This is a genomic window from Agrobacterium sp. ST15.16.055, from assembly GCF_027956555.1.
Taxonomy (GTDB): Bacteria; Pseudomonadota; Alphaproteobacteria; order Rhizobiales; family Rhizobiaceae; genus Agrobacterium; species Agrobacterium salinitolerans.
In genome coordinates this window covers 46,701-73,399 of record NZ_JAQKGN010000001.1, presented here as the reverse complement: position 1 = coordinate 73,399, position 26,699 = coordinate 46,701, and the positions used below count along the sequence as shown (strand labels likewise).

Genomic DNA, 26,699 nt, shown 5'->3' with positions numbered 1-26,699 from the left:
ACACGCGTTAGCACAGTCAGCGTTCAGACGCACCCGCCTCGACGAAGGAAAGCTTGATCTCAGGCGTTTTTCCACCGGGATGGCGCAACTTTGCCGAAAAACCGTGGCTGAAACCGGGCTGCATTTCCTTGACCGGCGGCTCGATGACCATGCTGGCTACCAGCTGCCCCTTGGCGGCGAAGAGATCGGCGCGCAGGGCAGGCACCTCTTCCAGATTGCCGCCATTGTTTTCCACGATGCCGTTGATGAGCAGGATATCCATGCCACCTGCTTCCTGCGGGGTTACGGTGACATGGGAAATGGCGAGAGGATTGACCGAGGCCGCGACAGCCGTCTTTTCCGGCACCACGACCGAGAGGCCGCCCGAACATACGAAGACAAAAATGGCGAGGCCGGCCACCAGCGCCGAATAGGCATCCGCCGACAGGCGAGACAATCTGCGATCCACCCAGCCGATGAAAGCGAGGCAAAGAATGGCGAGGGTAACGGGCGTTTTTTTCACCTGCCGGCGCGCTGCACCGCGATTGTCGTTTCCGGGTTGCCGCGAACGGTTTTCCTTGATGGTGACAAATTCCGCGTCTACCACATCGCGGTCGGGATTTGCCGCCCGCGCCGTGCGGCGTACCGGCGTTTCCGGCATCAGGAGGTCGAAATCGAATGCCGCTTGCCGGCGAGATGAACGGAACATAGCCATAGAATTCCTTGGGTGAGGTTTTCCGGCCCGCAAAACTGGGCATTGCAACGAATCCTGCCAAGTTTTAAATTTAATTGGTTAATGCTTCGCAAAAACGGCTCGCACAGGCCACCGGAACCGGGTTAGACCGCGCCGTCCGGGCCTCATGCGCCAGCGGCTTGCGAAGCACCACGAAACGAAGAGACTGGAAGTCCGTTGATCCATTTCGAAAATGTCGGGTTGCGTTACGGCATGGGACCCGAGATCCTGAGGGACATGACCTTCGATATCCCCAAGGGTTCGTTCCAGTTTCTGACCGGCCCTTCGGGTGCCGGCAAGACCACGCTGCTCCGCCTGCTTTTGATGTCGCTGCAGCCTACGCGCGGGCATATCCGCATGTTCAACCGTGACGTTTCGCGCATTCCACGTAGCGAGTTGCCGATGCTGCGCCGTCGCGTCGGTATAGTGTTTCAGGACTTTCGGCTGCTCGACCATCTGACGACCTATGAAAACGTCGCACTGCCGCTGCGCGTGCGCGGTAAGGAAGAAAGCGCCTATCGCAACGACGTGATAGAGCTTCTGAAATGGGTCGGCCTTGGCGAGCGCATCAACGTGCTGCCGGCCATTCTTTCCGGCGGGGAAAAGCAGCGTGCCGCCATCGCCCGCGCACTCATGGACCAGCCGGAAATATTGCTGGCCGACGAGCCGACCGGCAACGTCGATCCACCGATGGCCAAGCGCCTTCTCAACCTTTTCCTGGAACTCAACCGGCTGGGCACGGCCGTTGTCATCGCCACCCATGATTTTGGCCTGATGGACCAGATCGATGCGCGCCGGATGATCCTCACTGAAGGGCGGCTCGATATCTATGAATGAGATCAACCGCAAGCCGTTGAAGCCGGAAGCGGCGCAGCCGAAGCGCCCGCCCATGCGCATCCGCCCGATGGCGCCGATCCTGCCGCCTTCCAACATTCAGGGCAATGCGCTGATGGTGGTGATCGCCATCATGGCCTTTCTCGCCTGCCTCACCCTTGGTGCCGTCTCCATGGTGCGCGCCACCGCCGCCACCTGGCAGAGCCAGATTTCCCGCGAGATCACCATCCAGATCAAGCCCGAGGACGGGCTGGACATGAATGCGGCGCTAAACAAGGCGCGCAATCTGGCGCTTACCTTCGTGGGCACGCGGGATGGCACCATCCTCGACGATGCGGCAACGTCGCGCCTTTTGGAGCCGTGGCTCGGCAGCGGTCTCGATCTTTCGGAACTGCCGGTGCCGCGTCTCGTCGTCATCACCATCGACGAAAACAATCCACCCGATTTCCAGGCGATGCGGGATATGCTGAAGGCCGAAATTCCGCAGGCATTTCTGGACGACCACCGCACGTGGGTCGACAGGCTGGTCTCCATGGCCAGAACCACTGTCATGATCGGCGTCGGTGTTCTTATCCTCGTGTTCACCGCCATGGTGCTGACGGTGGTGTTTGCGACGCGCGGCGCGCTTTCCGGCAACCGGCATATCGTCGAGGTTCTGCATTTTGTCGGCGCCGAAAGCAGCTTTGTGGCGCGTGAATTCCAGAAGCACTTCCTGAAGATCAGCCTCAAGGGGGCGGCGGTCGGCAGCGCACTGGCCGCCGGCGTATTCCTTGTCGCCGGTTTCTGGCAATCGAGCACTGTCGCCACGCCGCAGAGCGATCAGGCAAGCGCGCTTTTCGGCTCGTTTTCGGTGGGTCTCGGCGGGTATCTCGGCATCGCCATGACGATGATCGTCATCGCGCTTTTGACCACCCTCACGGCTCGTATAACCGTCATCCGCACCATCGACGATATCGACCGCGTCCGCTCCGATCCCTCGAAAAGCGATGGGCTTGCATCGTGAGGTTATCCCCGATAACTCCGCGGGAAAACTGAAACCGTCACAAGCCGGATGTAACCTGCAGACGGTGGACAAAAATGCCTGTTCCTTGCCTTAATCGGCGAGTATTCAGGAGGAATGTTTGTGAGTCGGATGGACCAGGATCAGACGACGGCGCGGCCGGCCAGAAAAGGCCTGTTGTCGCGGCGCGGTCCTTTGCGCCGTTTTATTCGCGTCCTCATCCTGCTTTGCGTCATTGCGCTCGGCGCATTTTCCGGCGGTTTCCTGTGGTTTGCCGATTCCGTCGCCTCCATGCGTCCGCCGGAGGGGGCGAGAGGCGATGCCATCATCGTTCTTACCGGCGGTTATCAGCGCATCGAACAGGCCGTTGGCCTGCTCAGAGACGGCGTGGGCAAGCGGCTTCTGATTTCCGGCGTCAACCCGGCCACCACTCGCTCGCAAATCCGCAAGATGACGCAAGGGTCATCCGACATGTTTTCCTGCTGCGTGGACATGGGCTACAAGGCGATCGATACGATCGGTAACGCCAGTGAGGCCGCAAGCTGGATACGCGACCACAATTATTCCTCCATCGTCGTCGTCACGAATAATTACCACATGCATCGCAGCCTGCATGAATTGCGCAGCGCCAGCCCGCAGACGCAATTCATCGCCTATCCCGTCATCAGCGCCGATCTTGTCCGCACCAACTGGTTCGTGGAGCCGGATGTGGTGAGAACCATGCTTTACGAATATCTGAAGTTCGTGGCGGCGGCGGGACGCGACCTCACCGGTTTCGGCAAGGGCGACGGTCTGCGCAAGGCCGCCGCCGATTATTCCCGGATAACGACGACAAGCGCTTCGTCCTGACCGGCGAGAACGTGCTTGCTGCGGCCCCTTGTTTTCGTGTAGGCGTCTGGCATCGGCATCCGGTATCGAGGCATATGCACGGCTTCGGAACGGCTGCGCTCCGGGAAGGCTGTTGATGCTCAAGCTGCGCTCTTTTCTTTTCAATACGCTGTTTTATCTCAACCTGATTGTCCGCATGATCGTGCTGACGCCGATCTATTTCATCCTGCCGCGCAAGATCGCCTACGAAATTCCCAAGAATTGGGCGCGATCCAACCACTGGCTGATGAAAACCATCGTCGGCACCACCTTCGAGATCGAAGGGCTGGAAAACATTCCCGAAACCGGCTGCATCTTCGCGCCCAAGCACCAGTCCTTCTGGGATACCTACGCGCTGCTGCCCAATCTTCCCGATCCGGTCTATATTCTGAAGCGCGAGCTTTTGTGGATTCCGCTGTTCGGCTGGTACGCCATGAAACAGCGCATGATCCCGGTCAACCGCGCCGCCCGCGGCAAAGTGATGCTGAAGGTGATGGAGCGGGCGAAAGAGGAAATGGCCGCCGGCCGCGAACTCATCATCTATCCCGAAGGCACACGCCGCCCGCCGGGTGCGGAGCCTGAATATCGTTATGGCATCGCAAGGCTTTACCGGGACCTTCAGGTGCCGGTCATTCCCGTCGCCATGCATCCCGGCCTGTTCTGGCCGCGCCGGTCCACCATGCGTTATCCCGGCCATTTCAAGGTGCGTATCCTGCCGGCCATCGAGCCGGGGCTGGACCCGGACGTGTTCTTCAAGCGCCTGATCGATGTGACGGAAAAGGCGAGCGACGAGCTGCTGCTGGAAACGGTGCGCAACAACCCGCATTTGCCGCTGCCGCCGACCGCCGTGAAGCGGATCGCCGAACTTCAGGGCAAGGAAACCGCCGCCGGCTGAGCAACGAGCGTGCCGACATTTTTGGCGATGCTCTCCAGCAGGGAATCGCGAATGCCCATCTCCTGCAGATGCTGCACGGTGTTGAAGACATAATCCGTATTCGGCCCGGACCGGCCCGATGCGGCTGCAACGATGGTCGCCGACTCGGCAACGCCGAGACCGCCGATATATTGCTTATGCGCGGGATCGGCCACATAGGTTACGGCGCTGCTGCGCCTGCCATCGGAAAGCGCGATGGAAACCAGCCGCTCCTTATAGACATTCGTCACCAGTTCGCGCTCGCGCAAATAGACCATGACCGGCTCCCGGTCCTCTCCACGCACGCGGAAAGCGACGCCAAGGCAGGAACCGCCGCGCTCCAGACCGAGAACGAGACCGGGCTTTTCTTCGGTGCCCCTATAAAAATTGGAACTGATGCAGAGTGAGCGCCGATACCCGTGAAGCCGCGCCTGCTGCCGCTCTTCAAAGGCGAAGCCGGGGTTCCACATCAACGAACCGTAGCCAAAGACCCAAAAATCGTCCATATCGCAAGCCAAATCGAAATTGTCTGAAGTCTGTTCATCGGAGATCAATATGGCAGCGTCAAGCCAATCCGGCACCGCCAAAAAATTCCTCTGGCTCGCCATCGCCATCCTCGTGGTCATCGGACTTTATACCGCCGGGTGGTTTTATGCCGCCGATAGGCTGAAACAGACGGTTCTGAACGTCATTGCCCCCTCGCAGGCCCGCAACGTCAGCGGTGAATGCGGCGATATCGCCTTCAAGGGTTATCCCTTCCGCATCGGCCTCTTCTGCTCCAGGGTGACGGTGGATGACAAGGAGAACGGCGTTTCCGCTTCCTTCGGTGAACTTCGCTCGGCGGCGCAGGTCTATAATCCCGGCCACATCGTCTGGGAACTCGATTCGCCGGCGGAAATCCGTTCCGCCCATGGCCTGACGATCTCAGCCGCCTGGCAGAACATGCAGTCCAGCATCGTCACCAAGCTGAAGGGCATCGACCGCAGCTCGCTCGTCATCGACGGGCTGAAGGCGCAGGCGATTTCTTCCGTCACCGGCCAGACCATCGATTTCGACGCGGTCAAAACGGAAATGCATCTGCGCCAGAACGGCGCGGATCTCGACGGGGCCATCACGCTCACCGATTCGGCAACCGTCATCAAGGATTGGCCGCAGGTTCTTCCCCGCCTCGACGCCATCTTGGACGTGACGCTGGCGGGCAAGGCAGGCATGGTGGATGGCAGCGACAAATCCGGCCTTTATGGCACCAGCGGCGAGCTTCGCCGGCTGGTGGCCGATATTGGCGAGGGCCGCACCATGCGCATCAGCGGCCCCTTCTCATTTGACAATGAGGGTTATCTTTCGGGCAAGTTCAAGCTGGAGATCGAAAAGCTCGGCGCATGGTCGGACAATGCCAAGCAGGTTTTCCCGCAGTTGCAATCCACCATCGATACGGCCCGCAAACTGCTCGGCGCGCTCGCCGGCGGCGGTGACCGGGCATCCGTCGATCTCGTGGTAGATCGTGGCCGCGCCACGGTCAGCGGCTTTATTCCGCTTGGGAAAATCCCGCCGATTTGAGCAGTTGATTTATACCCTCTGTCATCCTCGGGCTTGACCCGAGGATGACAGAGGGAGACTAAATGCGCCCTACTTCTTCTGATCCAGCGCGTGACGCCCAAAGTCCGGCGCGTCAACATCCTGACCGGCCTGGACGATCGAGCGTCGGATAGCGCGGGTGCGGGAAAACAGTTCGAACAGCTTGTCGCCTTCTCCCCAGCGGATCGCCCTTTGCAGCGAAGCGAGGTCTTCGGAAAACCGCGCCAGCATCTCAAGGATTGCATCCTTGTTATGCAGGCAGACATCCCGCCACATGGTGGGATCGGAGGCGGCAAGACGGGTGAAATCGCGGAAACCGGAGGCGGAATATTTGATGACTTCCGATTCGGTCACCGTCTCCAGATCGTCCGCCGTGCCGACGATATTGTAAGCGATGATGTGCGGCAGATGCGACACGATCGCCAAGACCTTATCGTGATGTTCGGCATCCATCTCATCCACGCGGGAACCCAGCGCCCGCCAGAAATCCTTCAGCCTCTCCAGCGCCGCGGCATCCGTGCCCGGCAGCGGCGTGAAGATGCACCAGCGCTCGCGGAAGAGACCGGCAAAACCGGCATCCGGGCCGGATTTTTCCGTACCCGCCAGCGGATGGCCGGGAATGAAATGCACGTTGTCAGGAATATGCGGTGCCATCTGCGCGATAACAGAAGCCTTGGTGGAGCCGACATCGGTGACGATGGCGCCCGGCTTCAGATGCGGCGCGATCTGCTGCGCCACACTTTCCGAAGCACCGACCGGCACCGAGACGATGACGAGATCGGCATCCTTGACCGCTTCAGCCGCCGAAACGGTGTAATCCGCGCCAAGCGCCAGTTCCTCCGCCCGTGTCAGCGTCTCTTCACTGCGGGTGGAAATGGTCACATGGCGGGCAAGCCCCAATTCCCTGACATCGCGGGCAATCGACGAGCCGATCAGGCCGATGCCGATCAGCGCGATGCGTTCGAACATGATCTCAGCCATCACGCCTGCCCCATGAACTCGGTGAGGGCCGCGATGACGCCGAGATTGGCCTCTTCAGAACCGATGGTCATTCTCAGCGCATTCGGGAAACCGTAACCACGGACCGCACGCAGAATATAACCGCGGCGGCTCAGCAACTCGTCCGCATCCGCCGCGCGCTTGCCGTCCTGATCCGGGAAATGGATGAGGATGAAGTTGGTGACCGAAGGCGTGACGGTAAGGCCGAGTCCGACAAAGGCATTCACCAGCTTTTCCATCCACAGGGCGTTATGCGCCACCGCCTTTTGAACGAAGGCCTGATCGCGGATGGCCGCAGCGCCCGCCGCGATAGCCGGCGCGCTCATATTGAACGGCCCGCGCACGCGGTTCAGCGCATCGATGATCTCGACCGGGCCATACATCCAGCCGACGCGCAGCGCGGCGAGACCATAGACCTTCGAGAAGGTGCGGGTCATCACCACGTTGCGGTTGCCGGAGACCAGTTCGAGACCGGCCTCGTAATCATTCTTGCGGACATATTCGGCATAAGCCGCATCCAGCACCAGCACGACATGTTTCGGCAGGCCTGCCTGCAGGCGGCGGATTTCCGCAACGGGAACATAGGTGCCGGTGGGATTGCCCGGATTGGCGAGAAAAACCATCTTGGTCTTCGGCGTCACGGCGGCGAGGATCGCATCCACATCAACAGCGCAATCCTTTTCCTTCACCGTCACCGGGGTAGCACCCGCACCCATGATCTGGATCTTGTAGACGAGGAAACCGTGTTCGGTGATGATCGCTTCATCGCCCGCACCCAGATAAACGTGGCAAAGCAGGCCGAGAAGCTCGTCTGAACCATTGCCGCACAGGATGTTCGCGATATTGAGACCGTGCACGTCGGCAATCGCCTGGCGCAACGCAATCGCCTGACCGTCCGGATAGATTTCCAGATGGCTGGCGGCAGCGCTGAAAGCCTCGATCGCCTTCGGGCTCGGCCCAAGCGGCGTTTCATTGGAGGAGAGCTTATAAACCTTCGCAACGCCGTCCACATGTTCCTTACCCGGAACATAAGCGGCGATATCCAGAATACCCGGACGCGGAACAGGTTGGCTAAGCTCTGCACTCATTTGATCGACCTTTGGAAAAACGCCGGAGAACCCGGCAAAAGCAATGCCGGAGGCATTAGACCGGAATGGGCACTTTGTCGAGGGTCAGCGCGGCTTTCTCTGGCTTGCCGCGGCGCGGGTGGTGGGCACGCCCTGTGGGGCCAGCACGGGCACGAAAACCCGGCGCGAGGCGCGCTGGGTGACTGGCAGCCCTTGATAGAGACGCTTTTGCGCTTCCACCACGATGACGCCGGAAAACAGTGGCCACAGCCTGCGGCCGGTATGTTCGAGATAACGGCGGAATTTCAGTATTGGCCGGCTTGTGGTGGGCGGAAAGAACAGCGCCTCGGCGGAGGCGCCCGGTGTGAAATTGGTTTCGCGCAAAAGCGCCGTCAGCTGTCCGCGTGAATAGGGTCTTCCGGAACCGAAAGGCGTATGTTCCATGCGCGCCCAGACGCCGCGCCGGTTCGGCACCACGATGACGAGGCGGCCGCCGGGCGCCAGCACCCGCCACAGTTCCTTGAGGCTTTCGCGCGGATTTTCGGCAAATTCCAGCGCATGCACCATCAAGACCCGGTCTATCGACGAATCAGGCAGCGGCAGTTCCTCGTCGAAGACCAGCGCCGTGGAAGACAGCTCGCCCGCCGGCCAGTTCACAGCCCCCTGCCCCGCCGGCATGAAGGCGAAGGTGCGCTCCGTATCGCGACGGAACCGCTCCAGAAACGGCACGGCGTAACCAAGGCCGACCAGCCGCTCTTCCGGCAAAGGCGGCCACAGCGTCGAAAGCGCCATGGTGATCGCCTGCTCGGCCGCGCGGCCAAGCGGAGAATGATAGAATTCGCGCAGATCGACGATATCGGTATTCATGGGCGAGAATGTAGCATCAGGCGGTTGGACTTCAAGGCGTCTGCCCTTACATAGGAAAGCAGGTGGGCGAATGCGCCGGTTTTGGCCGGCAAATGGAGAGGATAAGATGAAACCTTTGGAAATAGACGTCTTTCTTTGCCGCAGCGACAATTTCGGGGTGCTCCTGCACGATCCTGAAAGCGGCGCGACGGCCACCATAGACGCCCCGGAAGAAGGGCCTATCCTGCGGGCGCTCGACGGCCACGGTTGGAAACTCACCCATATCTTGACCACTCATCACCATCAGGACCATGTGGAAGCCAATCTGGCTCTGAAAGACAGGTTCCACTGCGAAATTCACGGCCCCTATGACGAAGCGGTTGCGATTCCGGGCCTCGACCGTTCGCAGGCCGATGGCGACGAATTCGAATTCGCCGGCCGCCGCGTTCAGGTTATCGCCACGCCCGGACATACGGCAGGCCATATCTGTTATTATCTGCCCGATGACGGGCTGCTGTTTGCCGCCGATACGCTGTTTGCCATGGGTTGCGGCCGCCTGTTCGAACGTCCGGCGGCGGATATGTGGCATTCCTTCCAGAAGCTCATGGCACTGCCGGATGAGACCAAGGTTTATTTCGGCCATGAATATACACTGACGAACGCCCGTTTCGCCCTCACCGTCGACCCGGAAAATGCTGTACTGACCGAGCGCGCGGCCCACATCGAAAAGGTGCGGCAGGCGAATGAATTCACCATTCCCACCACCATCGGGCTCGAAAAACAGACCAACCCCTATATGCGGGTGGCCGATGCCGGCATTCGCAAATATCTCGGCCTTGAAAGCGCCACCGATGCCGATGTTTTCGCAGAAATCCGCACACGCAAGGACAATTTCTGATGGGAACGGAGATATCGGCGCAGGCGATCATTCGCGAACTGGGGCTGGAGCCGCATCCCGAGGGCGGCTTTTACCACCAGACGTTCCGCGACAAGGCAGGCGGTGAGCGCGGTCATTCGACGGCAATCTATTATCTCCTGGAAAAGGGCGACCGCTCGCACTGGCACCGGGTCACCGATGCGGTTGAGGTCTGGCACTATTATGCCGGCGCGCCGATTGCGCTGCATCTTTCGCAGGGCGGTCGGGAAGTGCGGACCTTCACGCTCGGCCCCGCCGTTCTTGAAGGCGAGCGCCCGCAGGTCATCGTTCCCGCCAATTGCTGGCAATCGGCCGAAAGCCGCGGTGACTTCACGCTCGTCGGCTGCACCGTCTCGCCGGGCTTTGCCTTTTCGAGCTTCGTTATGGCCGAGCCGGGCTGGTCGCCAGGTGATGCGGCATAACCCTGAGAGCAATTAGAGGCCCGGTCGTGCTCCGCTTGTTTCTTCTCCCCGCCGGGGAGAGGAAATACGCGGCGACGCCTACTTTCAATTGCCCTGCCACCAATCTTGGTCAGCCGCCGTATTTCGTAGCGGTGATATAGACCTGCCCCACCCGGGTCGGAATGATGGCGTAGACAGGCGCATAGACATCCATGTTGTTCGACTTGGCGAACCAGATCTCCATGGAGATGGATTTCAGATATTCGATATCCTTGCGCCCCTGCCTGTAACCCGACTTCGGCACATACCGCGCCTTGCAAACGATGGCGTCGCCGTTAAAACCGTTGGTCTTGAACGGCCTGGTGCCGCTGGAGCTCAAAACCAGATCGAGCCGCGATTCGCCGTCATAGATCGGCAGGCGAGTCGGGCAGATGCGGCCGCCGGCTGGAATGATGAGGCCGGAAATCGGATCGAGAACCGAGCGCAGGTCGCGGTCTTTCACGTCAACCCAGTTGTCCGGCCGGGCTTTCGGCTCGGGTTTCACCGTCGTCGATGTGACGTTGCCGTTGCGATAGACAACGTCATAGGTGCGTACCCGCTTGCCGTCCTTGTAGACCAGCGAATATTCGTTGGCCTGCAGCCGGTGGCCGCGCTTGGCGCCGGAAACGGTCGTCTTGCCGGAAATATCCTTGAGGATGCTGGCGAGGCCGGCGGCGCTGAAGGAACCGGAGATCGAATAATTCGGCCCATCCATGCGAGTCGAGAAACTCGCCCTGGCAATCGGCAAAATGCCGAGATTAATGCTGTATTCGCTTGTGTGGCGCGCTTCGGCGGCGAGCGAGGGGGAGACGCCCGTTAACGCTATTGTCGCGGCCACGAAAATGCTTTTTCCTCTGGCAATCATTTCGATATCACCTTAAAAGAGGCGCGGAAGCGGCCTTATCGGGCGATCATATACGCTGACTTGTGGCAATAAAAAAGCGGATGCCGGTTGAAAACGCCGGAATTTCCTTTCATTTGATCGCGAGCGGCTTGACTGTTAGGTCCCGTCTGACTATAGAACCGCAACTTTCCAATCATGGCCAGTTGGATTGCCACCCCGGTTTTGCCGGTGGCGAGCCAGTGGTGAAACAGACGAAACGAAATAGGTGTACCCATGTCCCGTGTATGCGAATTGACCGGCAAGGGCGTCCAGACGGGCAACAACGTCAGCCACGCCAACAACAAGACCAAGCGCCGGTTCCTTCCGAATCTCTGCCAGGTCACGTTGATCTCCGATGCTCTCGGCCAGCGTTTCCGCCTGCGTGTTTCCGCAGCCGCTCTGCGCTCCGTTGAACACCGTGGTGGCCTCGATGCCTTCCTTCTGAAGTCCGGCGAAAACGAACTGAGCATGCGCGCTCGTCTCCTGCGCCGCCAGATCGCCAAGAAGACGGCTGAAGCTGCTTAATAGCGGCTTCGACATCATTTGATATTCAGAAGGCTTGGATGGCTTTTGCCGCTCAAGCCTTTTGTTTGTTCCAGATTTTCGTTGCATCGGGTTTTGCGAAAACCGTTTGAGACGTTTTCTTCCGATGTTTGGCTCCAACTGGTGGCATCACCCAGGATAAAAAAATGCCCTATCTGCGTTTTACGCTTATCTATGTTCTGCTGATGACTTTGGTGGTCGTCGCGTCCAATATTCTGGTGCAATACCCGCTTTCCGGCTCGTTGTTCGGCGTCAATCTCGGCGACCTTTTGACCTGGGGTGCCTTCACCTATCCGATCGCCTTCCTCGTCACGGACCTCACCAACCGCCAGTTCGGCCCGTCCATAGCGCGTCGCGTCGTGCTTGCCGGCTTCGTCGTTGGTGTCACGCTGTCCTTCTGGACATCCATTCCGCGCATCGCTGTTGCGTCCGGCACCGCCTATCTGATCGGCCAGTTGCTGGATATTTCCGTGTTCAACCGCCTGCGCCGCCAGCGCTGGTGGCATGCGCCACTCGCGGGCTCGATGCTGGGATCGGTGCTGGACACGGCCCTGTTCTTCTCCATCGCCTTTGCCGCGAGCTTCTCCTTTGTCGGCCCCAACGACGCCTTCGCCACCGAAAGCGCGCCGCTGCTCGGCGTTTTCGCTCTGGAAGCCCCTCGGTGGATTTCCTGGGCGCTGGGCGATCTGTCGGTCAAGGTTCTCGTCGGCCTCGTCATGCTCCTGCCCTACGGCGCGCTGATGAACACGCTGAAGCCGATGCCGGACACCGTCAAAACGGGCCGCGTTTGAGGCCGGGCAAGCGCGGATCAAATCGCGCTTGCAAGCCAGCCGTCAGCATTGCAGTCTGTCGTCCGTGGCACAGCGCGGAGGCAGGTCGACATGCAGATCAAGGACGTTATAGACATCGTGGAGGCCGCCAGCGCCACGCTTTCAGGCTCAACCTTCAACGACGTCAATCTATCCGGCACGGTCTTCGACAACGTCAATCTTTCCGGGGCGAGCTTCAACAATATCAATTTGTCGGGTGCGTCGTTCACGGATAACAACATGTCCGGCTGGTCGATCGATGACGTCAATTTTTCCGGTCTGAAACTGAGCAACTCAAACCTGTCGGGTGCGCAGATAACGTCATGCCGAATGACCGGCATGAAGATCGACGGCATTCCCGTCGAGGACCTGATGGCAGCCTACAAGGCGGCACAGCAGCAGGCCTGATTTTACTCCACCAGCTTGAATTCCAGCATCAAGTTGCGCTGGAGGAACGAGTGATTGTCATCGGAAACGATGATGAGGCGCGTCGAGCCGTCCGGCCCCTTCACCACATCCATGCCTTCCATATTGTCGATCTGGTAGGCCATGCCGGCTTCCATGAGGATTTCGCCATCCACCACAGCACCCGGCCGGATATCAGCACCACGGATGCGACGGATGCGCATACCCACGCCTTCAGCGAAATTGAAGCGGCGCTCGAGAAGCAGCAGGTCGCCATTGGGAAGGAACGCACCGTCCGTCACGTCGAATGACGGATGATGCGTGACGGCGAATGTGCCCTTCAGCGGGCCTTCCAATATGGCGGCGAGAAGATTGCCGTCCGTATCGATACTTTTTTCAGCCACGACGACCAGAGCGCCGGCGAGCGGCGAATCGGCCGACGATACCGCGAGAGCCTCCAGGCCGCCGTTATGACGCAACTCGTTGCTGGGGATGAGATATGGCAGACGTTCGAGCGGCTTTGCGGTGGCGAAGCCCGGATCGGGATAGATATCGATCCTGTGTCGCTGCTCGTAACTGACGAACACCTTGCCGTCGCGCAGCGCCAGCCCTTCCGCATCCATCTCCATCTTGCGCGGCGGTTCGCGCCCGCTCATGTCCAGCATGGGGGTGATGCGCGCATCGGCAATTCCGGACAAAGCACCGCGAGCGTCACGCAAGACCCTGCCCGTCAGCCAATGGCCGGTATCCAGCACCGCAACAAAGTCCTCCCCATTGGGGCGGAAACGGATGGACGATATCGCCCCGAACAGCTTTTCCGGCGCGCTCATCACCATGCCGCCGACAAATTCCAGCTTGCCGAAACGTTTTTCGCTGGTGCCGACCTCGAAAGAGGAGAGCAGACGCGCGCTCACCGGCACATCGATGGTGGAAGCGCCGATGGAAACCGGGAACAGCCATGCGGCCGCGAGAATGGCGGCCATCGCAAGCGTCTTGCAGAGGGAAGAAGCCTTACCCCGCTTATCCCGCACGGCGAACCCTGCGGGACGAACCGGAAGCGCCGCTCGTATCCTCAAAGAGCGCCGCAAGCTGCTCGGTCATCGCGCCGGCCAGTTCGTCCGCATCCACGATGGTCACGGCGCGGCGATAATAGCGCGTCACATCGTGGCCGATACCGATTGCCAGCAGTTCCACCGGCGACCGTGTCTCGATCTGCTCGATGACCGCGCGCAGGTGCCGTTCCAGATAGTTGCCGGGATTGACCGACAGGGTCGAATCGTCCACCGGCGCTCCGTCCGAGATCATCATCATGATCTTGCGCTGCTCGGGGCGGCCGATCAGGCGGTTATGCGCCCACATCAGCGCTTCACCGTCGATGTTTTCTTTGAGCAGTCCCTCACGCATCATCAGGCCAAGATTGCGCCGCGCGCGCCGCCACGGCGCATCCGCCGATTTGTAGATGATATGGCGCAGATCATTGAGGCGGCCCGGCGAAGCGGGCTTGCCATTGGCGAGCCACTGTTCGCGCGACTGTCCGCCCTTCCACGCCTTGGTGGTGAAGCCGAGAATCTCCACCTTCACGCCGGACCGCTCCAGCGTGCGCGCCAGAATATCGGCGCAGGTGGCTGCAACGGTGATCGGACGGCCGCGCATCGAACCGGAATTGTCGATGACGAGCGAGACGACGGTATCGCGGAACTTGGTGTCGCGCTCCTTCTTGAAGGAGAGCGGCTGCATGGGATCGATGATGAGCCTGACGAGACGGGCCGGATCGAGATAACCCTCTTCCAGATCGAAATCCCATGAGCGGTTCTGCTGTGCCATCAGACGGCGCTGCAGCCGGTTCGCCAGCCGTCCGACGGCGCCCTGAAGATGAGCGAGTTGCTTGTCGAGGAAGGCGCGCAGACGGTCGAGTTCCGCCTCGTCGCACAGTTCCTCGGCGTGAATTTCCTCGTCGAATTCCTGGGTGAAGATGCGGTAATCGACCTTTTCATTAAAGTCGTCGAAGGGACTGTTGGGGCGGCGGGTCTCGCCGGGCGTTTCGGAATCCTCGTCGAGATCGTCGGACATTTCCTCGTCCGACATCTCGGCGCCGTCCATCTCGCCTTCTTCCATTTCCTCCTGCGAGGCCTCGTTTTCATCGGCGGGCGTCGCGTCGGAGCCGGCCTCTTCCTCGACCTGTTCCTCTTCGGTCTCGTTGGTGCGCGGCTGGTCCTCGTTGGATTCCGCTTCCTGGCTCTCGGGCTCGTTATCCTCGTCGCCGAAATCCTCCGCCATCTGCATGGAGGTCAGCATCTTGCGCACCAGCCGCGAAAAGGCCTTCTGGTCGGTGATGACGCTGGAGAGATCCTTGAGGTCGCCGGCGGCCTTGTCCTCGATGAAATCGCGCCACAGATCGACAACCTTGCCGGCGCTTTCCGGCGGCTTCTCACCCGTCAGCTTCTCGCGCACCAGAAGCGCCACAGCTTCGGCAAGCGGCGCATCGTCCTTGTTGTTGATGCCGGCGAAGTTGGCTTTGGCGTATTTTTCGGTGTTCATGGCCTGGATGTTGGAGGCCATGCCGGGCATGCGCAGCGCGCCGATCGATTCCACGCGCGCCTGTTCGACAGCATCGAAAATCAGCCGCGCTTCGGCGCCCTGCGGCGACATGACCGCGTGGGTATCGGCATCATGGCAGGCAAGGCGCAACGCCATGGAATCGCCGAGACCGCGGGTGATGGCGATTTCCTGCGCTGTCGGTTTCTTGGAGATTTCCGGCAGGCGCATGCGCTCGCCGGCAAGGCCCGGCCGTTCATTGGCGAAGACGACTTCGACTTCGGCATCGCCAGCGACGGATCGCACGCATCCGGCAATCGCCTGACGCAACGGCTCCGTATCGACCGCCGTACCCGGTTTTGCTCTGGAATTGTCGCCGCGCCCTGCCATTGTCTTTCCTGTCATTTGCCGACGCGTGGAGACCGCCCATCGATATGCGCGCAGTCTGCCAGCGTCTTCAAGTCATCGAAATCGTCTCCGGACAAGCCGGGGACGATCAGGCGCTGAGAACGATGTTCGCAGCGCTTTCCTTCAGCTCGACGCCAAAGGCCCGCTGATACTGTTCGGCAACCAGCGTGCGCTCCAGCTCGTCGCACTTGTTGAGGAAGGTTACGCGGAAGGCAAACGCGAGATCGCCGAAGATTTCCGCATTTTCCGCCCAGGTGATGACGGTACGCGGGCTCATGACCGTGGAAAGATCGCCATTGATGAAAGCCGAACGGGTGAGATCGGCCACGCGCACCATCTTGGAGACGGTTTCACGGCCCTTCGGATTGTCGAAGCTCTTCACCTTGGCGGCGATGATGTTCACTTCCTGCTCGTGCGGCAGGTAGTTCAGCGTGGTGACGATGGACCAGCGGTCCATCTGCGCCTGGTTGATCTGCTGCGTGCCGTGGTAGAGCCCGGTCGTATCGCCAAGGCCGACGGTGTTGGCGGTCGCAAAAATGCGGAACGCCGGGTGAGGACGGATGACGCGACTCTGGTCGAGCAGCGTCAGGCGGCCGGAAGATTCCAGCACGCGCTGGATGACGAACATCACGTCCGGACGACCGGCGTCGTATTCGTCGAAGACCAGCGCGACATTATGCTGGTAAGCCCAGGGCAGGATGCCGTCCTTGAATTCGGTAACCTGCTTGCCGTCTTTGAGGACGATAGCGTCCTTGCCGACGAGGTCGATACGGCTGACATGGCTGTCGAGGTTGACGCGCACGCAGGGCCAGTTGAGGCGGGCGGCGACCTGCTCGATATGGGTGGATTTACCCGTGCCGTGGAAACCGGAGACCATGACACGTCGGTTGTGAGCAAAACCGGCAAGGATCGCGAGCGTCGTATCGCGGTCGAAAAGATAGTCGGGATCGAGGTCCGGCACATAGGCGTCGCCCTGGGAATAGGCGGGAACCCGCAGATCCGTATCAATGCCGAAAACCTCCCGCACGGACACCGTCGTGTCGGGCAGGTTGGAAATATCAAGGTCGATTTTGCTCATCACGTCTCCAAGGCGGGCGGCAGCCACCCGGCCACATCATCAATCAGGCGGTAAACACGTAAGTTGGCTTAGCAGAAACCTGACTGCTTTAACAATTGATATGCTTGAACAACAGCCCGAAAACGTTCTTCCGAACCACGATCGCCACCATTAGCATCAGGATGGTGCTTTTTGACAAGCTCCTTATAACGCCTTTTTATGTCTTCCTGCTTTGCGCTGGACGGAAGACCGAGCGTATCGAAGGCTTTTGCCTCCAGCGTCTTCAGCTTGCGGTCCTGTTGCATGCGCGTGCCGCCGGCCCTTCCCCCGCCGGCAAAACCGCCGGTAAAGCCGAAAGGATCGCGAATACGCGCGTTGCCGCTGGCCGAGCCGGAGCGCAAAGTGGAATGCAGCGGGCTGTCGCGCGCAGTCTTGTTCACGCCCACCGTCCAGGTGGGGCGATGGCCGGTGATCGCTTCCTTCTGGTAACGGGCGATTTCGCTGTCGGAGAGGCCGGAAAAGTAATTATAGCCCTTGTTGTATTCCTTCACATGCTCAAAACAGAACAGGAAGAATTGCCCCTCGGCATTGCGGCCGACGGGTGCCCGGTGAACGCCCGGCTTGTCGCATCCGTCCCACTGGCAGGTTGGGGCCTGAACCTCAGGTTCCCGCTCCCTTTTCCGGCGCGTGCGGATGCGGTCGAAATATTTCGAATCCAGTTTCATGATGCCCTGATTATGGGGTGCGAAAAGCCGCACAACAAGAATTGACAAAGCGGAATGTTACAGGCTTTTAGGGAGCCCCCTTCAAAGACCTGCAAACAGAATTGGAGCCCTCTGCATGTCCCTGCGAGAACGCATAGAAACGAAGCTTCGGCAGAGCTTTTCGCCGGAACGCCTGAGGGTTGTCGATGAAAGCCAGATGCATGCCGGCCACCAGCCGGATATAACCGGTACGGGCGAGACACATATGCGTGTTCAGATAGTGTCGGAAAGCTTTTCCGGCAAGTCTCGCGTCGAACGCCATCGGGCGATCAACGCTGTTTTGAAGCCGGAACTCGACGCCGGGCTGCATGCGCTGGCGATAGAGGCGGCGGCACCGGGGGAAGCGGTGCGGTTCTAGGTGGTCATTTGAGCCGAGAGCAAGCCCCCTCATCCGGCCCTTCGGGCCACCTTCTCCCCGGCCGGGGAGAAGAAACCGGGCGGCAACGCCTTGCTCAAAGCGCCAGCGCCGTTCCCCCGTATAGCATTGCCAAAGCGGCTTGTTCTTCTCCCCGCCGGGGAGAAGTGCCGGAGCGGAGCGAGGCGATGAGGGGGCGCCCTCACCGTATCGCTCAACATCTCATCCCGGATGCTTCTCCGTGAGGAACGACTGCACCTCGGACGCCGCCACATCGTCAGCCACGAAGGACTGGCCGATGCCGTGGGTAAGGATGAAGGTGAGCTTGCCGCCCTTGACCTTCTTGTCCTGCGCGATTGCCGCCATCAGCGTCTCGACCGGCGGCAATTCGCCGGGAATATCCTTCATCGTGGTCGGCAGACCGACGGCCTTCAGATGTGCCTCGACGCGGGCGGCATCGTCGGGGCTTGCCAGATTGAGGCGGGCGGAGAACTGGTGGGCCAGCACCATGCCGATGGCGACGCCTTCGCCGTGCACCAGCCGCTTGCTGTCGTAATTGGTTGCCGCTTCCAGTGCGTGACCGAAAGTGTGACCGAGGTTGAGAAGGGCGCGCACGCCGTTTTCTTTTTCATCGGCCACCACCACGTCTGCCTTGGCCTGGCAGCTGGTCGCAATCGCCTGAATGCGGGCCGGGCCGCCGGTGCGGATGTCATCCCAGTTTTTTTCCAGCCAGAAGAAGAAATCCGGTTTGTCGATCAGGCCGTATTTAACAACTTCGGCATAACCGGCGCGGAATTCCCGCGGGCTTAGCGTATCCAGCACCGCCGTATCCGCCAGCACCAGATCGGGCTGGTGGAACACGCCCACGAGGTTCTTGCCATGGCGGCTGTTGATGCCCGTCTTCCCGCCGACAGAGGAATCGACCTGCGCCAGAAGCGAGGTCGGTATCTGCACGAAGCGCACACCACGGCGCACGATGCCGGCGGCAAAACCGGCGAGATCGCCGATCACGCCGCCGCCGAGCGCGATCACCGCATCGTTACGCTCCACCCTTGCGGAGAGAACCGCATCGCAGACGGTGACCAAATGCTCGAAGCTCTTGGTCTTTTCGCCAGCCGGCAACGTCAGCGAGACGGCCTCAATGCCATCTGTCTGCAGGCCATCCATCAGGCCTTCGAGATAAAGCGGCGCAACATGTTCGTCGGTAATGATCGCCGCGCGTTTGCCCTTCAGCCGCGCCGAAATCTCGCCGCCCGCCCGGCCGATGACGCCCGGCCCGATCAGAATGTCATAGGCGCGCTCGCCAAGCGGCACATGGACGAGACGTTCATCGGCGTGAATTTCGGAAGGCGTCATGGGATCAGTCTTTCTGTTCGATGCCGGCTATGGCGGCCAGCACTTCGGTCACGATGATTTCCTTGCGGACATCACGGGATTCGATGGTCAGATTCGCTTCTGCATAGATCGGATAGCGTTTCTCCATCAGGGCCGCCAGCGTGGCCTTGGGGTTTTCGGTCTTGAGAAGCGGGCGATGATCGCGCTTGTTGACCCTCTCCCACAACACCTCGAGATCGGCCTTCAGCCACAATGAAATGCCGCCGCGCGCGATGTGCCGACGGGTATTGTCGTTGATGAATGCACCGCCACCGGTGGAAATGACCTTGGGGCCGCCGCGCAGCAGCCGCTTGATGACCCGCGTTTCCAGCGCCCGGAATTCTTCCTCGCCATAGGTGGCGAAAAGTTCCGATATCGTCATGCGCGACACGCGCTCGATCTCGACATCCGTATCAATGAAAGGAACCCTGAGCTGCTGGGCGACCATGCGGCCCACCGCCGACTTTCCAGCCCCCATCAGCCCGACGAAGACGATGTTGCGCCGTCCGAGCTTTGCCCGCGCTTGCTCCCCGAGTGTGGCCGGGACGGATAAATTCGTTTCATTCATAGATTTGAAAGCCCGTTTGGCATGGATATCTGCAAATGTTTACGAAGCGTCAAGCCAAATTGCTGACTGAATTGCGGTGAATCACAATCATCGCCGCATGCGGCATGGGGGCGGAGCGGGCATTTTGATCTTGTCGCCGCTTTCACCGCACCGCATATAAATTTCGACCGCCACTTTCACGGAGCCGCCATGCCCACCCTCTTCCGCTTCACGATGATACTGGCGACCATCGCGGGGCTGATCTATGGCGGCATGGTTCTGCTCGTCATGGTCGTCAAACCGCGCGACCGCGAAGTGACGGTACGCATCCCTTCCGAGCGGCTGAACCCGCCGTCGACCGAACCGGCAAGGCGCACCCCATGAGCGGACAACCGATGGCAGGGCGCGACGGTACGCGGCTGGAAAGTTTTCTGGAAATGATGAGCGCCGAACGCGGGGCTGCCGCCAACACGCTCTCTTCCTATGAGCGCGATCTTTCCGATCTGCGCGAATTTCTCGGTCAGCGCGGCCAGTCCCTGACGCAGGCGCAGACGCCTGACCTTTCCGCCTATCTGAGCCATCTTTCCGCGCAGGGTTTTGCCGCCACCTCGCAGGCGCGGCGCCTCTCATCCATGCGGCAGTTTTATCGCTTTCTCTATTCGGAAGGGCTGCGCGGCGACGACCCGACCGGCATCATCGACGCGCCGAGGAAAGGTCTCGCTTTACCGAAAACGATGAGCGTCGCCGATGTGAACCGGCTTCTTGGTCTCGCGGCGCAGGAAGCGGCAACCGAAGGCCCGGGCCAGCTTGCCCGCATCCGCATGCATCTTCTGCTCGAACTGCTTTACGCCACCGGCATGCGTGTCAGCGAACTCGTCTCGCTGCCGGTCAAGGTGCTGCGTCAGGAGGGCCGCTTCCTGATGATACGCGGCAAGGGTAACAAGGACCGCATGGTCCTTCTTTCCCGCGCCGCCATCGAGGCGATGGAAAAATACGAGGCTGCCAGAAAGGCGCTCGCATCCGAGAAAAGCAAGGTGGCCGCTTCGCAGAAAAAACCGGAGACACCGGAAAGCCCGTGGCTATTTCCTTCCAGCAGCAAGGAAGGCCACTTGCCCCGCCAGGTCTTCGCCCGCGACCTGAAGGACATCGCCGTCCGTGCGGGCTTAACCCCGTCCGCCATATCGCCGCACGTCCTGCGTCACGCCTTTGCCAGCCACCTGCTGCAGAACGGTGCGGATCTGCGCGCGGTGCAGGAACTGCTCGGCCATTCCGACATTTCCACGACACAAATCTATACACATGTGCTGGAAGAACGCTTGCAAGAGCTGGTACAAACGCATCACCCCCTTGCCAAACAGGGCAAAAACCTTGATTAGAGCGACCGGAACCGCCGGATAATCCGGCTCAAACCTTGCGCAAAACGATCGGAAACGGATCTCATGCACAATTATCTCGACTTCGAAAAACCTATCTCGGACCTTGAGGGCAAGATTATCGAGCTGAAGAAGCTTGCCGATGAAGACGAGAGCATAGACACCTCGGAGGAGATCAACCGCCTGGAATCGCGCGTCAACGACGCGATGCAGGACATCTATTCCAAACTGAACGCCTGGCAAAAAACGCAGGTCGCGCGTCACCCGCAGCGTCCGCATTTCGTCGATTATGCCAAGACGCTGTTCACCGATTTCACGCCGCTCGCCGGCGACCGCAAATTTTCCGAAGACGCCGCCATTCAGGCCGGCCTTGCCCGTTTTAACGGTCAGCCCGTCGCCATCATCGGCCAGGAAAAGGGCAACGACACCAAAAGCCGCCTGAAGCATAATTTCGGCAGCCCGCGCCCGGAAGGTTACCGCAAGGCGATCCGGGTGCTCGAACTGGCCGACCGTTTCTCGCTACCGGTGATCACCCTCATCGATACGGCAGGCGCCTATCCCGGCGTCGGCGCGGAAGAGCGCGGCCAGGCCGAAGCCATCGCCCGCTCGACGGAAATGTGCCTCAACGTGAAGGTGCCGATCGTCTCCGTCGTCATCGGCGAAGGCGGCTCGGGCGGCGCAATCGCCATCGCCACCGGCAACCGCGTCTATATGCTCGAACATGCGATTTATTCGGTGATCTCGCCAGAAGGCGCCGCCTCCATTCTCTGGCGCGATTCGACCCGCGCCAAGGAAGCCGCGACCAACATGAAGATCACCTCGGAGGATCTGAAGGCGCTCGGCGTTATCGACGGAATCATTCCCGAGCCGATCGGCGGCGCGCATCGCGCTCCCGAAACCGTCATCAATGCGACGGGTGACGTTATCGCCACGGCTCTGGCCGATCTTTCCCAGCGCTCGGGCACGCAGCTGCGCGCCGAACGCCGCCAGAAATTCCTGGATATTGGGCGGAACCTCTAAGTCCGGCCTTATTTTCCTTTGATATCGCCCCAACTCGGCCATAGTCCGGTCACATCAAAAGATGTATCGGCGGCCGCGGGGCGAATCCGATTTGAGTTAAGAAGATGTAAACGGTTAATACCGTATTTAAAATTCACACGGGACGGTGTAGAAATGCCGCCGTTTCGTGCCATCGTCTTTCGGATCAGATCATGCGTTTGACACATTTTGCACTTCTTGCCTGCACTGCGCTCATTCTTGCCGGTTGCAACGACACGCTCGAAACCGTCGAACGCGATGTGTCCCACATAAAGAACAAGGTCGATTACCCGCTGTCTCCGTCCATCCTGGCCGAGATCGACAAAAAGGGCATGGATCGCACCTCGCCGATCATGATCCGCATCTTCAAGGAAGAAGGCGCGCTGGAAATCTGGAAGGCCAAGCGCGACAACCGCTTCGACAAAATCGCCGAATACCAGATATGCGCCTGGTCCGGAAAGCTCGGCCCCAAGGTGAAAGAGGGTGACCGGCAGGCGCCTGAAGGTTTCTATAACCTGACGCCTGCGCATCTCAATCCGAACTCGAAATATTACCTCGCCATCAATACCGGCTTTCCGAACCGCTATGATGCCGCCAATGGCCGCAACGGCACCAATCTGATGATCCACGGTGCCTGCTCCTCCTCCGGCTGTTATTCGATGACGGATGCGCAGATTCTTGAAATCTACGGTTTTGCGCGCGACGCCTTCAAGGGCGGCCAGAAGACAGTGCAGCTGCAGGCCTTCCCCTTCCGCATGACGGCGGAAAACATGGCCCGTCATCGCAAGAGCGAACATCTCGAATTCTGGAAGATGCTGAAGGTCGGTTACGACAATTTCGAAGTGACCAAGCGCCCGCCGGAAGTGAATGTCTGCGAGAAGAAATATGTCTTCAACCAGCAGACGGAAGGCGGCAGCTTCAATGCGTCTGCCCAATGCCCGGCCATGAGCACACCGCCGGCGCTCGTCAGCGCACTCTCCAGCTACGAGAAGACCTACGATCTCGCCTATGAAAAGGCGATGAAGAAATATGACGGCATGGCCTGGTACGACCCGAGCGAAGCCGAGCGCAAGGCGCTGGTGGCCGAAAAGCGCAAGGGCCGCGAGCCCGCCTATGCCCCGACCGGCTCGGCGCTGAAGGCCGGCAAGCTGATGAAGGAAACCGAATATGCCGCGTTGATGGAGAAAAAGACGCAGCAGGTGACGTCGTCCTCACCGGCGACGACCGCAACCGCCTCTTCCCTTCGCGGCCCGCGTCCTTCGGCAGTACAGCCCTCAGCACCGCAATCGAACCCGGCCCCCGCGGCACCGACGATGGTTGCCTCGGCTACCCCCGCAGCAGCCGGGCAAAGCGTCCCGGTTCCGACCATGAACCCGCTTGCCTATTCCGCAGCACCTGCTGCTCCGGAAGCGCCGGAAAAGAAGCCGTTCTGGAAGTTCTGGGCCAAGGAATGAGCGACACGGCCGAGATCGTCTATGATTTGAGGGGGCTTAAATGCCCCCTTCCGGTTTTGAGAAGCCGCAAGAAACTCGCAACCCTGAAGGCGGGAGATGTTCTGACCGTCGAGACGACCGATCCCCTGGCGGTGATCGATATTGCGCATATGTGCAATGAGGATGGGCATAGCCTGGTGGAAACCACTGCGCTGGATAAGGGACACCGGTTTCGGATTGTGAAGGGCGGGTAACCGGCGTTCAATGCTGACGCTCCGGGCTTACCCCCCTCTGCCCTGCCCGGCATCTCCCCCTCAAGGTGGGGAGATCAGTTGCGGCGACTGTTCGTTTTCTCACCAGCTCTGCACTTCGGGTTGCTGTCCCCATAAAGATGTTCGGAGCAAGCCGCTTGTCGATCCCCCCTTGAGAGGGAGATGTCCGGTAGGACAGAGGGGGGTGAACCACTCCCACCGACCTAGACCATCACGACACGCCCTAAAACCGCAACCCGGAGACCGCCAGCGGATTATCCGTCATCGCCTGCCTGTCCGGCCGGTCGACACCCGGTGTGCTTGTGAAGGCCGCGAACAGGTCCTGGACGAAAGCCTCAGGCAAATCCTTCGTAATCAGCACCATACGCGTACGCTGATCGACCGGATCCGGCCAGGCCGCTAGGCGCTCGGGCGTGTGGAAAATATTCTGCACCCCATGCAGCACCAGCGGCCGGCCCGGATTATCCGACAGCTTGACAATGGCCTTCATGCGCAGAAGCTTTTCCCCATGCGCCGAGCGCAGCAGATCCACGAACATGTCGATCGCCATCGGGCTGACCGGCTCTTCATGAACGATCGAGAAAGAACGGATAGACGCATCGTGCCGGTTCACGTCGTGGTGATGGTGGTCGTGTTCGCCATGATAGTGGTGGTGATGACCATGTTCGTGATCATGTTCATGGTGATCGTGCTCCGCCTCCTCGCCCAGCCAGCGACCGACATCGGCATTCTTGCTGCCGGCGTCGTAAAGGCCGTTGTCCAGAAGCCCCGCAGCGCTCCAATCGGTTTTGTCGCCATCCTCGATGATCGCACGCGGATTGAGCGCTTGTAGACGGGCTGTCAGCGTGGAAATCGTCGCGGCATCGGCAAGCGCGCGCTTGGTCATTACCAGACGGTCGGCCACAGCGGCCTGTTTCACCGCCTCCTGGTGATTGTCGAGCGTGGAAAGGCCGTTCACGGCGTCCACCACCGTAATCACACCGTTCAGAACGAAATTCTGCGCTATGACCGGGTTTCCCATCACAGACTGCATGACGGGGGCAGGATCGGCAAGGCCCGTCGTCTCGATCACCACCCGTTTTACCGGCTTCAGCTTGCCTGTCTGGATGCCGTCCATCAGTTCCGCCAGCGTATCCACCAGCTCGCCGCGCACCGTGCAGCACAGGCAGCCTTCCGCCAGTTCGATAATGCCCTCACCAGCGCTTTCGACCAGCATATGATCGATACTGACATCGCCGAATTCATTGATGATGATCGCCGCATCGCTCATCGCCGGGTCCTTGAGGAGCCGGTTGAGCAGCGTCGATTTTCCGGCGCCGAGAAATCCGGTGATGATGGAAACCGGGATGCGATCGCGAGACATGACCTGCCTGTGTGTTGATGGCCGCTCCGGCAGGTCACTGGACGACACGAAACCCGGAGCCGCTTGGAGCTAAAAGAAATCGCCCGCGCCTGCAAGCCGCGAGCGACACTGTAATATCATAACATCATCGACCTGCGAATACACAAACCGCATTGCAACCGCGAGGCTCTCCCTTAAGGAAATCACCGATCGTCAGAATGTCGGGCGCGGGATCGGAATCGGCACGTTCGCGAGTTCGCCCTTACCGGCTCCCTTGGTGGCATTCACCGCCACCGTCTCGCTGCCGGGAATGAGGCCGGCGAAGGAATATTCGGGCGGGCGGGTCATTTCCTGAACATAGGGGGAATGGATGACCATGCGGCCGGCCTCGTCGCGGCTTTCGCTGCGCACCTTGGCGGCCTTCGGGTTGCAGATCTCGGCGCTGATATCGTTCACATCACCGGTATCGCCATAGGGCGCCAGCGCGGCGAGCGAAACGCCTTGGCCAGAAGGGGCCGTCAGACCCATCTGCAACAGATCGGCCGACTGGTCGGTGCGCCCGGCGAGGCTGTCCGCGCCCAACACGACCGTGATGACAGAGCGGCCATTGCGCACGGCCGACGACACCTGATTGAAGCCGGAGGCACAGATAAAGCCGGTCTTCATACCGTCCGCGCCATCGAAACGGCCGACCAGCATGTTGAAATTGGCATAGTTCTTCTTGCCGGTGCTGACGCCTTCCAGCGAGAAATAATGGGCATATTCCGGAAACTCGCGCTTGATGATCAGCGCCAGCAGCGCCAGATCCCGGGCTGTCGTATATTGTCCCTTGCCGGGCAGGCCATTGGCATTGATGTAACGGGTGGAACTCATGCCCAGCCGCTGGGCCTGCGCATTCATCTGCGCCACGAAATTATCGCTGGTGCCGCCGATGGTCTCTGCAATCGCCACGGCGATGTCATTGGCGGATTTGATGAGCAGCAGTTTCAAAGCGCTATCCATCGTCAGCTTCTGGCCGGGCTTGAAATACATTTTCGAGGCCGGCTGGTCCGCGGCCTTCTTGCTCATCACCACTTCCGTCTGCGGGCTGATCTTGCCGGCCTTCATCTGCGAAAAGGCGATATAGGCGGTCATCAGCTTGGTGAGCGAAGCGGGATACCATTTGCGGAAGGCTTCCTGATGGGAAATCACCTTGCCGGTTTTAACATCGACAACCATTTTCGGATTGGCATTGGCCACGGGCGCCGCGGCGACGAGGCCTGCGGTCGCGATGGCAATAGCTGCGGAGAGCCGTCGGGCGGCGTTTGACGATTTAAAAATCTGTGGCAAGGCTTGTCCTCGAATTCCCGTCTTCGGTCGGGGAATGGCAATATTCACCATATATGTCCTAGC

General features: G+C 60.1%; 30 protein-coding genes. 16 read left to right on the top strand and 14 right to left on the bottom strand.

Annotated elements, in window-relative coordinates; all coding sequences use genetic code 11:
* Window positions 1-16: 16 nt before the first annotated feature.
* A complete protein-coding gene (locus PL599_RS00400; protein ID WP_077985218.1) occupies window positions 17-688 on the bottom strand; it encodes a DUF3426 domain-containing protein in 672 nt (223 codons plus the stop codon).
* Between the two features lie 201 nt (window positions 689-889).
* Between PL599_RS00400 and ftsE the strand changes: the two genes are divergently transcribed.
* From ftsE to PL599_RS00380, 4 genes are all read left to right on the top strand, one after another.
* Window positions 890-1,549 (top strand): cell division ATP-binding protein FtsE, encoded by a 660-nt coding sequence (ftsE, locus tag PL599_RS00395; protein ID WP_077985219.1) that lies wholly within the window; start codon window positions 890-892, stop codon window positions 1,547-1,549.
* The gene (locus PL599_RS00390) at window positions 1,542-2,549 is read left to right on the top strand and encodes a cell division protein FtsX (protein WP_269823438.1); all 1,008 of its coding nucleotides are present in this window, start codon (window positions 1,542-1,544) and stop codon (window positions 2,547-2,549) included. Before ftsE ends, PL599_RS00390 begins: the two co-directional genes overlap by 8 nt.
* 129 nt (window positions 2,550-2,678) lie before the next feature.
* Window positions 2,679-3,395, top strand: coding sequence for a YdcF family protein (locus PL599_RS00385; protein ID WP_269823577.1), 717 nt, complete (start codon window positions 2,679-2,681; stop codon window positions 3,393-3,395).
* 115 nt (window positions 3,396-3,510) lie between these two features.
* The gene (locus PL599_RS00380; protein WP_077985222.1) at window positions 3,511-4,308 is read left to right on the top strand and encodes a lysophospholipid acyltransferase family protein; all 798 of its coding nucleotides are present in this window, start codon (window positions 3,511-3,513) and stop codon (window positions 4,306-4,308) included.
* Here the strand turns inward: PL599_RS00380 and PL599_RS00375 are convergent.
* Window positions 4,281-4,832: a gamma-glutamylcyclotransferase gene (locus tag PL599_RS00375; RefSeq protein WP_269823437.1), complete on the bottom strand. Its 552-nt coding sequence runs from the start codon at window positions 4,830-4,832 to the stop codon at window positions 4,281-4,283. The genes PL599_RS00380 and PL599_RS00375 overlap by 28 nt on opposite strands.
* A gap of 49 nt (window positions 4,833-4,881) precedes the next feature.
* Here PL599_RS00375 and PL599_RS00370 point away from each other — a divergent pair, with 49 nt between their 5' ends.
* Entirely contained in the window at window positions 4,882-5,883 is a 1,002-nt protein-coding gene (locus tag PL599_RS00370; protein WP_269823436.1) for a DUF2125 domain-containing protein, read from the top strand.
* A 69-nt stretch (window positions 5,884-5,952) separates the two neighbouring features.
* Here the strand turns inward: PL599_RS00370 and PL599_RS00365 are convergent, their stop codons facing one another.
* From PL599_RS00365 to PL599_RS00355, 3 genes are all read right to left on the bottom strand, one after another.
* The gene (locus PL599_RS00365) at window positions 5,953-6,882 is read right to left on the bottom strand and encodes a prephenate/arogenate dehydrogenase family protein (RefSeq protein WP_269823435.1); all 930 of its coding nucleotides are present in this window, start codon (window positions 6,880-6,882) and stop codon (window positions 5,953-5,955) included.
* Window positions 6,882-7,988, bottom strand: a complete 1,107-nt coding sequence (gene hisC, locus PL599_RS00360) for a histidinol-phosphate transaminase (protein ID WP_269823434.1) — start codon at window positions 7,986-7,988, stop codon at window positions 6,882-6,884. The genes PL599_RS00365 and hisC overlap by 1 nt, the downstream gene beginning before the upstream one ends.
* 84 nt (window positions 7,989-8,072) lie before the next feature.
* On the bottom strand, window positions 8,073-8,834 hold the full coding sequence (locus PL599_RS00355; protein WP_269823433.1) for a class I SAM-dependent methyltransferase: 762 nt from the start codon (window positions 8,832-8,834) through the stop codon (window positions 8,073-8,075).
* A 106-nt stretch (window positions 8,835-8,940) separates the two neighbouring features.
* Between PL599_RS00355 and gloB the strand changes: the two genes are divergently transcribed.
* Complete coding sequence (gene gloB, locus PL599_RS00350) at window positions 8,941-9,711, top strand: hydroxyacylglutathione hydrolase (RefSeq protein ID WP_269823432.1); 771 nt, start codon at window positions 8,941-8,943, stop codon at window positions 9,709-9,711.
* Complete coding sequence (locus PL599_RS00345) at window positions 9,711-10,151, top strand: cupin domain-containing protein (protein ID WP_269823431.1); 441 nt, start codon at window positions 9,711-9,713, stop codon at window positions 10,149-10,151. The genes gloB and PL599_RS00345 overlap by 1 nt, the downstream gene beginning before the upstream one ends.
* Before the next feature lie 109 nt (window positions 10,152-10,260).
* On the opposite strand, the gene PL599_RS00340 is transcribed toward PL599_RS00345, so the two are convergent.
* Window positions 10,261-11,034: a DUF3108 domain-containing protein gene (locus PL599_RS00340; RefSeq protein ID WP_077985228.1), complete on the bottom strand. Its 774-nt coding sequence runs from the start codon at window positions 11,032-11,034 to the stop codon at window positions 10,261-10,263.
* Between the two features lie 252 nt (window positions 11,035-11,286).
* Here PL599_RS00340 and rpmB point away from each other — a divergent pair, with 252 nt between their 5' ends.
* The 3 genes from rpmB (at window position 11,287) to PL599_RS00325 (ending at window position 12,812) form a co-directional block, all read left to right on the top strand.
* The gene (gene rpmB, locus PL599_RS00335) at window positions 11,287-11,577 is read left to right on the top strand and encodes a 50S ribosomal protein L28 (RefSeq protein WP_003509888.1); all 291 of its coding nucleotides are present in this window, start codon (window positions 11,287-11,289) and stop codon (window positions 11,575-11,577) included.
* A 164-nt stretch (window positions 11,578-11,741) separates the two neighbouring features.
* Complete coding sequence (locus PL599_RS00330) at window positions 11,742-12,386, top strand: queuosine precursor transporter (protein WP_077985230.1); 645 nt, start codon at window positions 11,742-11,744, stop codon at window positions 12,384-12,386.
* Between the two features lie 90 nt (window positions 12,387-12,476).
* Window positions 12,477-12,812 carry a pentapeptide repeat-containing protein gene (locus PL599_RS00325; protein ID WP_077985339.1) on the top strand — a complete coding sequence of 112 codons (336 nt, stop codon included), beginning with the start codon at window positions 12,477-12,479 and terminating at the stop codon, window positions 12,810-12,812.
* A 2-nt stretch (window positions 12,813-12,814) separates the two neighbouring features.
* Here the strand turns inward: PL599_RS00325 and PL599_RS00320 are convergent, their stop codons facing one another.
* From PL599_RS00320 to PL599_RS00305, 4 genes are all read right to left on the bottom strand, one after another.
* Entirely contained in the window at window positions 12,815-13,792 is a 978-nt protein-coding gene (locus PL599_RS00320; RefSeq protein ID WP_271358768.1) for an esterase-like activity of phytase family protein, read from the bottom strand.
* A 37-nt stretch (window positions 13,793-13,829) separates the two neighbouring features.
* Complete coding sequence (cobT, locus tag PL599_RS00315; protein WP_077985340.1) at window positions 13,830-15,734, bottom strand: cobaltochelatase subunit CobT; 1,905 nt, start codon at window positions 15,732-15,734, stop codon at window positions 13,830-13,832.
* 106 nt (window positions 15,735-15,840) lie between these two features.
* Complete coding sequence (cobS, locus tag PL599_RS00310) at window positions 15,841-16,830, bottom strand: cobaltochelatase subunit CobS (RefSeq protein ID WP_003523293.1); 990 nt, start codon at window positions 16,828-16,830, stop codon at window positions 15,841-15,843.
* Between the two features lie 68 nt (window positions 16,831-16,898).
* The gene (locus PL599_RS00305; protein WP_077985232.1) at window positions 16,899-17,534 is read right to left on the bottom strand and encodes a J domain-containing protein; all 636 of its coding nucleotides are present in this window, start codon (window positions 17,532-17,534) and stop codon (window positions 16,899-16,901) included.
* 115 nt (window positions 17,535-17,649) lie between these two features.
* Between PL599_RS00305 and PL599_RS00300 the strand changes: the two genes are divergently transcribed.
* Window positions 17,650-17,931 carry a BolA family protein gene (locus tag PL599_RS00300; protein ID WP_077985233.1) on the top strand — a complete coding sequence of 94 codons (282 nt, stop codon included), beginning with the start codon at window positions 17,650-17,652 and terminating at the stop codon, window positions 17,929-17,931.
* A 219-nt stretch (window positions 17,932-18,150) separates the two neighbouring features.
* Here PL599_RS00300 and aroB read toward each other — a convergent pair whose 3' ends face one another.
* Both aroB and PL599_RS00290 read right to left on the bottom strand, forming a co-directional pair.
* On the bottom strand, window positions 18,151-19,284 hold the full coding sequence (gene aroB, locus PL599_RS00295) for a 3-dehydroquinate synthase (protein ID WP_142912092.1): 1,134 nt from the start codon (window positions 19,282-19,284) through the stop codon (window positions 18,151-18,153).
* A gap of 4 nt (window positions 19,285-19,288) precedes the next feature.
* Window positions 19,289-19,870 carry a shikimate kinase gene (locus tag PL599_RS00290; protein WP_080795106.1) on the bottom strand — a complete coding sequence of 194 codons (582 nt, stop codon included), beginning with the start codon at window positions 19,868-19,870 and terminating at the stop codon, window positions 19,289-19,291.
* 189 nt (window positions 19,871-20,059) lie between these two features.
* Between PL599_RS00290 and PL599_RS00285 the strand changes: the two genes are divergently transcribed.
* The 5 genes from PL599_RS00285 (at window position 20,060) to PL599_RS00265 (ending at window position 23,947) form a co-directional block, all read left to right on the top strand.
* A complete protein-coding gene (locus PL599_RS00285; RefSeq protein ID WP_035239639.1) occupies window positions 20,060-20,233 on the top strand; it encodes a hypothetical protein in 174 nt (57 codons plus the stop codon).
* Window positions 20,230-21,225, top strand: a complete 996-nt coding sequence (gene xerD / locus PL599_RS00280; RefSeq protein WP_269823429.1) for a site-specific tyrosine recombinase XerD — start codon at window positions 20,230-20,232, stop codon at window positions 21,223-21,225. Before PL599_RS00285 ends, xerD begins: the two co-directional genes overlap by 4 nt.
* A gap of 63 nt (window positions 21,226-21,288) precedes the next feature.
* Window positions 21,289-22,242 (top strand): acetyl-CoA carboxylase carboxyltransferase subunit alpha, encoded by a 954-nt coding sequence (locus tag PL599_RS00275; RefSeq protein ID WP_077985239.1) that lies wholly within the window; start codon window positions 21,289-21,291, stop codon window positions 22,240-22,242.
* Window positions 22,243-22,433: 191 nt separating this feature from the next.
* The gene (locus tag PL599_RS00270; protein WP_269823428.1) at window positions 22,434-23,714 is read left to right on the top strand and encodes a L,D-transpeptidase family protein; all 1,281 of its coding nucleotides are present in this window, start codon (window positions 22,434-22,436) and stop codon (window positions 23,712-23,714) included.
* A complete protein-coding gene (locus PL599_RS00265; RefSeq protein WP_077985240.1) occupies window positions 23,711-23,947 on the top strand; it encodes a sulfurtransferase TusA family protein in 237 nt (78 codons plus the stop codon). The genes PL599_RS00270 and PL599_RS00265 overlap by 4 nt, the downstream gene beginning before the upstream one ends.
* A gap of 241 nt (window positions 23,948-24,188) precedes the next feature.
* Here PL599_RS00265 and PL599_RS00260 read toward each other — a convergent pair whose 3' ends face one another.
* Together PL599_RS00260 and PL599_RS00255 are read right to left on the bottom strand one after the other, a co-directional pair.
* On the bottom strand, window positions 24,189-25,328 hold the full coding sequence (locus tag PL599_RS00260) for a CobW family GTP-binding protein (RefSeq protein WP_137411430.1): 1,140 nt from the start codon (window positions 25,326-25,328) through the stop codon (window positions 24,189-24,191).
* Between the two features lie 192 nt (window positions 25,329-25,520).
* Window positions 25,521-26,636 carry a D-alanyl-D-alanine carboxypeptidase family protein gene (locus tag PL599_RS00255; protein ID WP_162520353.1) on the bottom strand — a complete coding sequence of 372 codons (1,116 nt, stop codon included), beginning with the start codon at window positions 26,634-26,636 and terminating at the stop codon, window positions 25,521-25,523.
* Window positions 26,637-26,699 lie beyond the last annotated feature (63 nt).

Coding starts and splice junctions, on each gene's coding strand:
- PL599_RS00305 (WP_077985232.1), bottom strand. CDS start 17,534: ATGAAACTGGATTCGAAATATTTCGACCGCATCCGCACGCGCCGGAAA.
- PL599_RS00285 (WP_035239639.1), top strand. CDS start 20,060: ATGCCCACCCTCTTCCGCTTCACGATGATACTGGCGACCATCGCGGGG.
- cobS (WP_003523293.1), bottom strand. CDS start 16,830: ATGAGCAAAATCGACCTTGATATTTCCAACCTGCCCGACACGACGGTG.
- xerD (WP_269823429.1), top strand. CDS start 20,230: ATGAGCGGACAACCGATGGCAGGGCGCGACGGTACGCGGCTGGAAAGT.
- PL599_RS00275 (WP_077985239.1), top strand. CDS start 21,289: ATGCACAATTATCTCGACTTCGAAAAACCTATCTCGGACCTTGAGGGC.
- PL599_RS00380 (WP_077985222.1), top strand. CDS start 3,511: ATGCTCAAGCTGCGCTCTTTTCTTTTCAATACGCTGTTTTATCTCAAC.
- PL599_RS00330 (WP_077985230.1), top strand. CDS start 11,742: ATGCCCTATCTGCGTTTTACGCTTATCTATGTTCTGCTGATGACTTTG.
- PL599_RS00355 (WP_269823433.1), bottom strand. CDS start 8,834: ATGAATACCGATATCGTCGATCTGCGCGAATTCTATCATTCTCCGCTT.
- PL599_RS00345 (WP_269823431.1), top strand. CDS start 9,711: ATGGGAACGGAGATATCGGCGCAGGCGATCATTCGCGAACTGGGGCTG.
- PL599_RS00290 (WP_080795106.1), bottom strand. CDS start 19,870: ATGAATGAAACGAATTTATCCGTCCCGGCCACACTCGGGGAGCAAGCG.
- rpmB (WP_003509888.1), top strand. CDS start 11,287: ATGTCCCGTGTATGCGAATTGACCGGCAAGGGCGTCCAGACGGGCAAC.
- PL599_RS00300 (WP_077985233.1), top strand. CDS start 17,650: ATGTCCCTGCGAGAACGCATAGAAACGAAGCTTCGGCAGAGCTTTTCG.
- hisC (WP_269823434.1), bottom strand. CDS start 7,988: ATGAGTGCAGAGCTTAGCCAACCTGTTCCGCGTCCGGGTATTCTGGAT.
- PL599_RS00270 (WP_269823428.1), top strand. CDS start 22,434: ATGCGTTTGACACATTTTGCACTTCTTGCCTGCACTGCGCTCATTCTT.
- gloB (WP_269823432.1), top strand. CDS start 8,941: ATGAAACCTTTGGAAATAGACGTCTTTCTTTGCCGCAGCGACAATTTC.
- PL599_RS00370 (WP_269823436.1), top strand. CDS start 4,882: ATGGCAGCGTCAAGCCAATCCGGCACCGCCAAAAAATTCCTCTGGCTC.
- PL599_RS00400 (WP_077985218.1), bottom strand. CDS start 688: ATGTTCCGTTCATCTCGCCGGCAAGCGGCATTCGATTTCGACCTCCTG.
- PL599_RS00260 (WP_137411430.1), bottom strand. CDS start 25,328: ATGTCTCGCGATCGCATCCCGGTTTCCATCATCACCGGATTTCTCGGC.
- PL599_RS00365 (WP_269823435.1), bottom strand. CDS start 6,882: ATGGCTGAGATCATGTTCGAACGCATCGCGCTGATCGGCATCGGCCTG.
- PL599_RS00320 (WP_271358768.1), bottom strand. CDS start 13,792: ATGGCCGCCATTCTCGCGGCCGCATGGCTGTTCCCGGTTTCCATCGGC.
- PL599_RS00325 (WP_077985339.1), top strand. CDS start 12,477: ATGCAGATCAAGGACGTTATAGACATCGTGGAGGCCGCCAGCGCCACG.
- PL599_RS00390 (WP_269823438.1), top strand. CDS start 1,542: ATGAATGAGATCAACCGCAAGCCGTTGAAGCCGGAAGCGGCGCAGCCG.
- aroB (WP_142912092.1), bottom strand. CDS start 19,284: ATGACGCCTTCCGAAATTCACGCCGATGAACGTCTCGTCCATGTGCCG.
- PL599_RS00340 (WP_077985228.1), bottom strand. CDS start 11,034: ATGATTGCCAGAGGAAAAAGCATTTTCGTGGCCGCGACAATAGCGTTA.
- cobT (WP_077985340.1), bottom strand. CDS start 15,734: ATGGCAGGGCGCGGCGACAATTCCAGAGCAAAACCGGGTACGGCGGTC.
- PL599_RS00375 (WP_269823437.1), bottom strand. CDS start 4,832: ATGGACGATTTTTGGGTCTTTGGCTACGGTTCGTTGATGTGGAACCCC.
- PL599_RS00385 (WP_269823577.1), top strand. CDS start 2,679: ATGGACCAGGATCAGACGACGGCGCGGCCGGCCAGAAAAGGCCTGTTG.
- PL599_RS00265 (WP_077985240.1), top strand. CDS start 23,711: ATGAGCGACACGGCCGAGATCGTCTATGATTTGAGGGGGCTTAAATGC.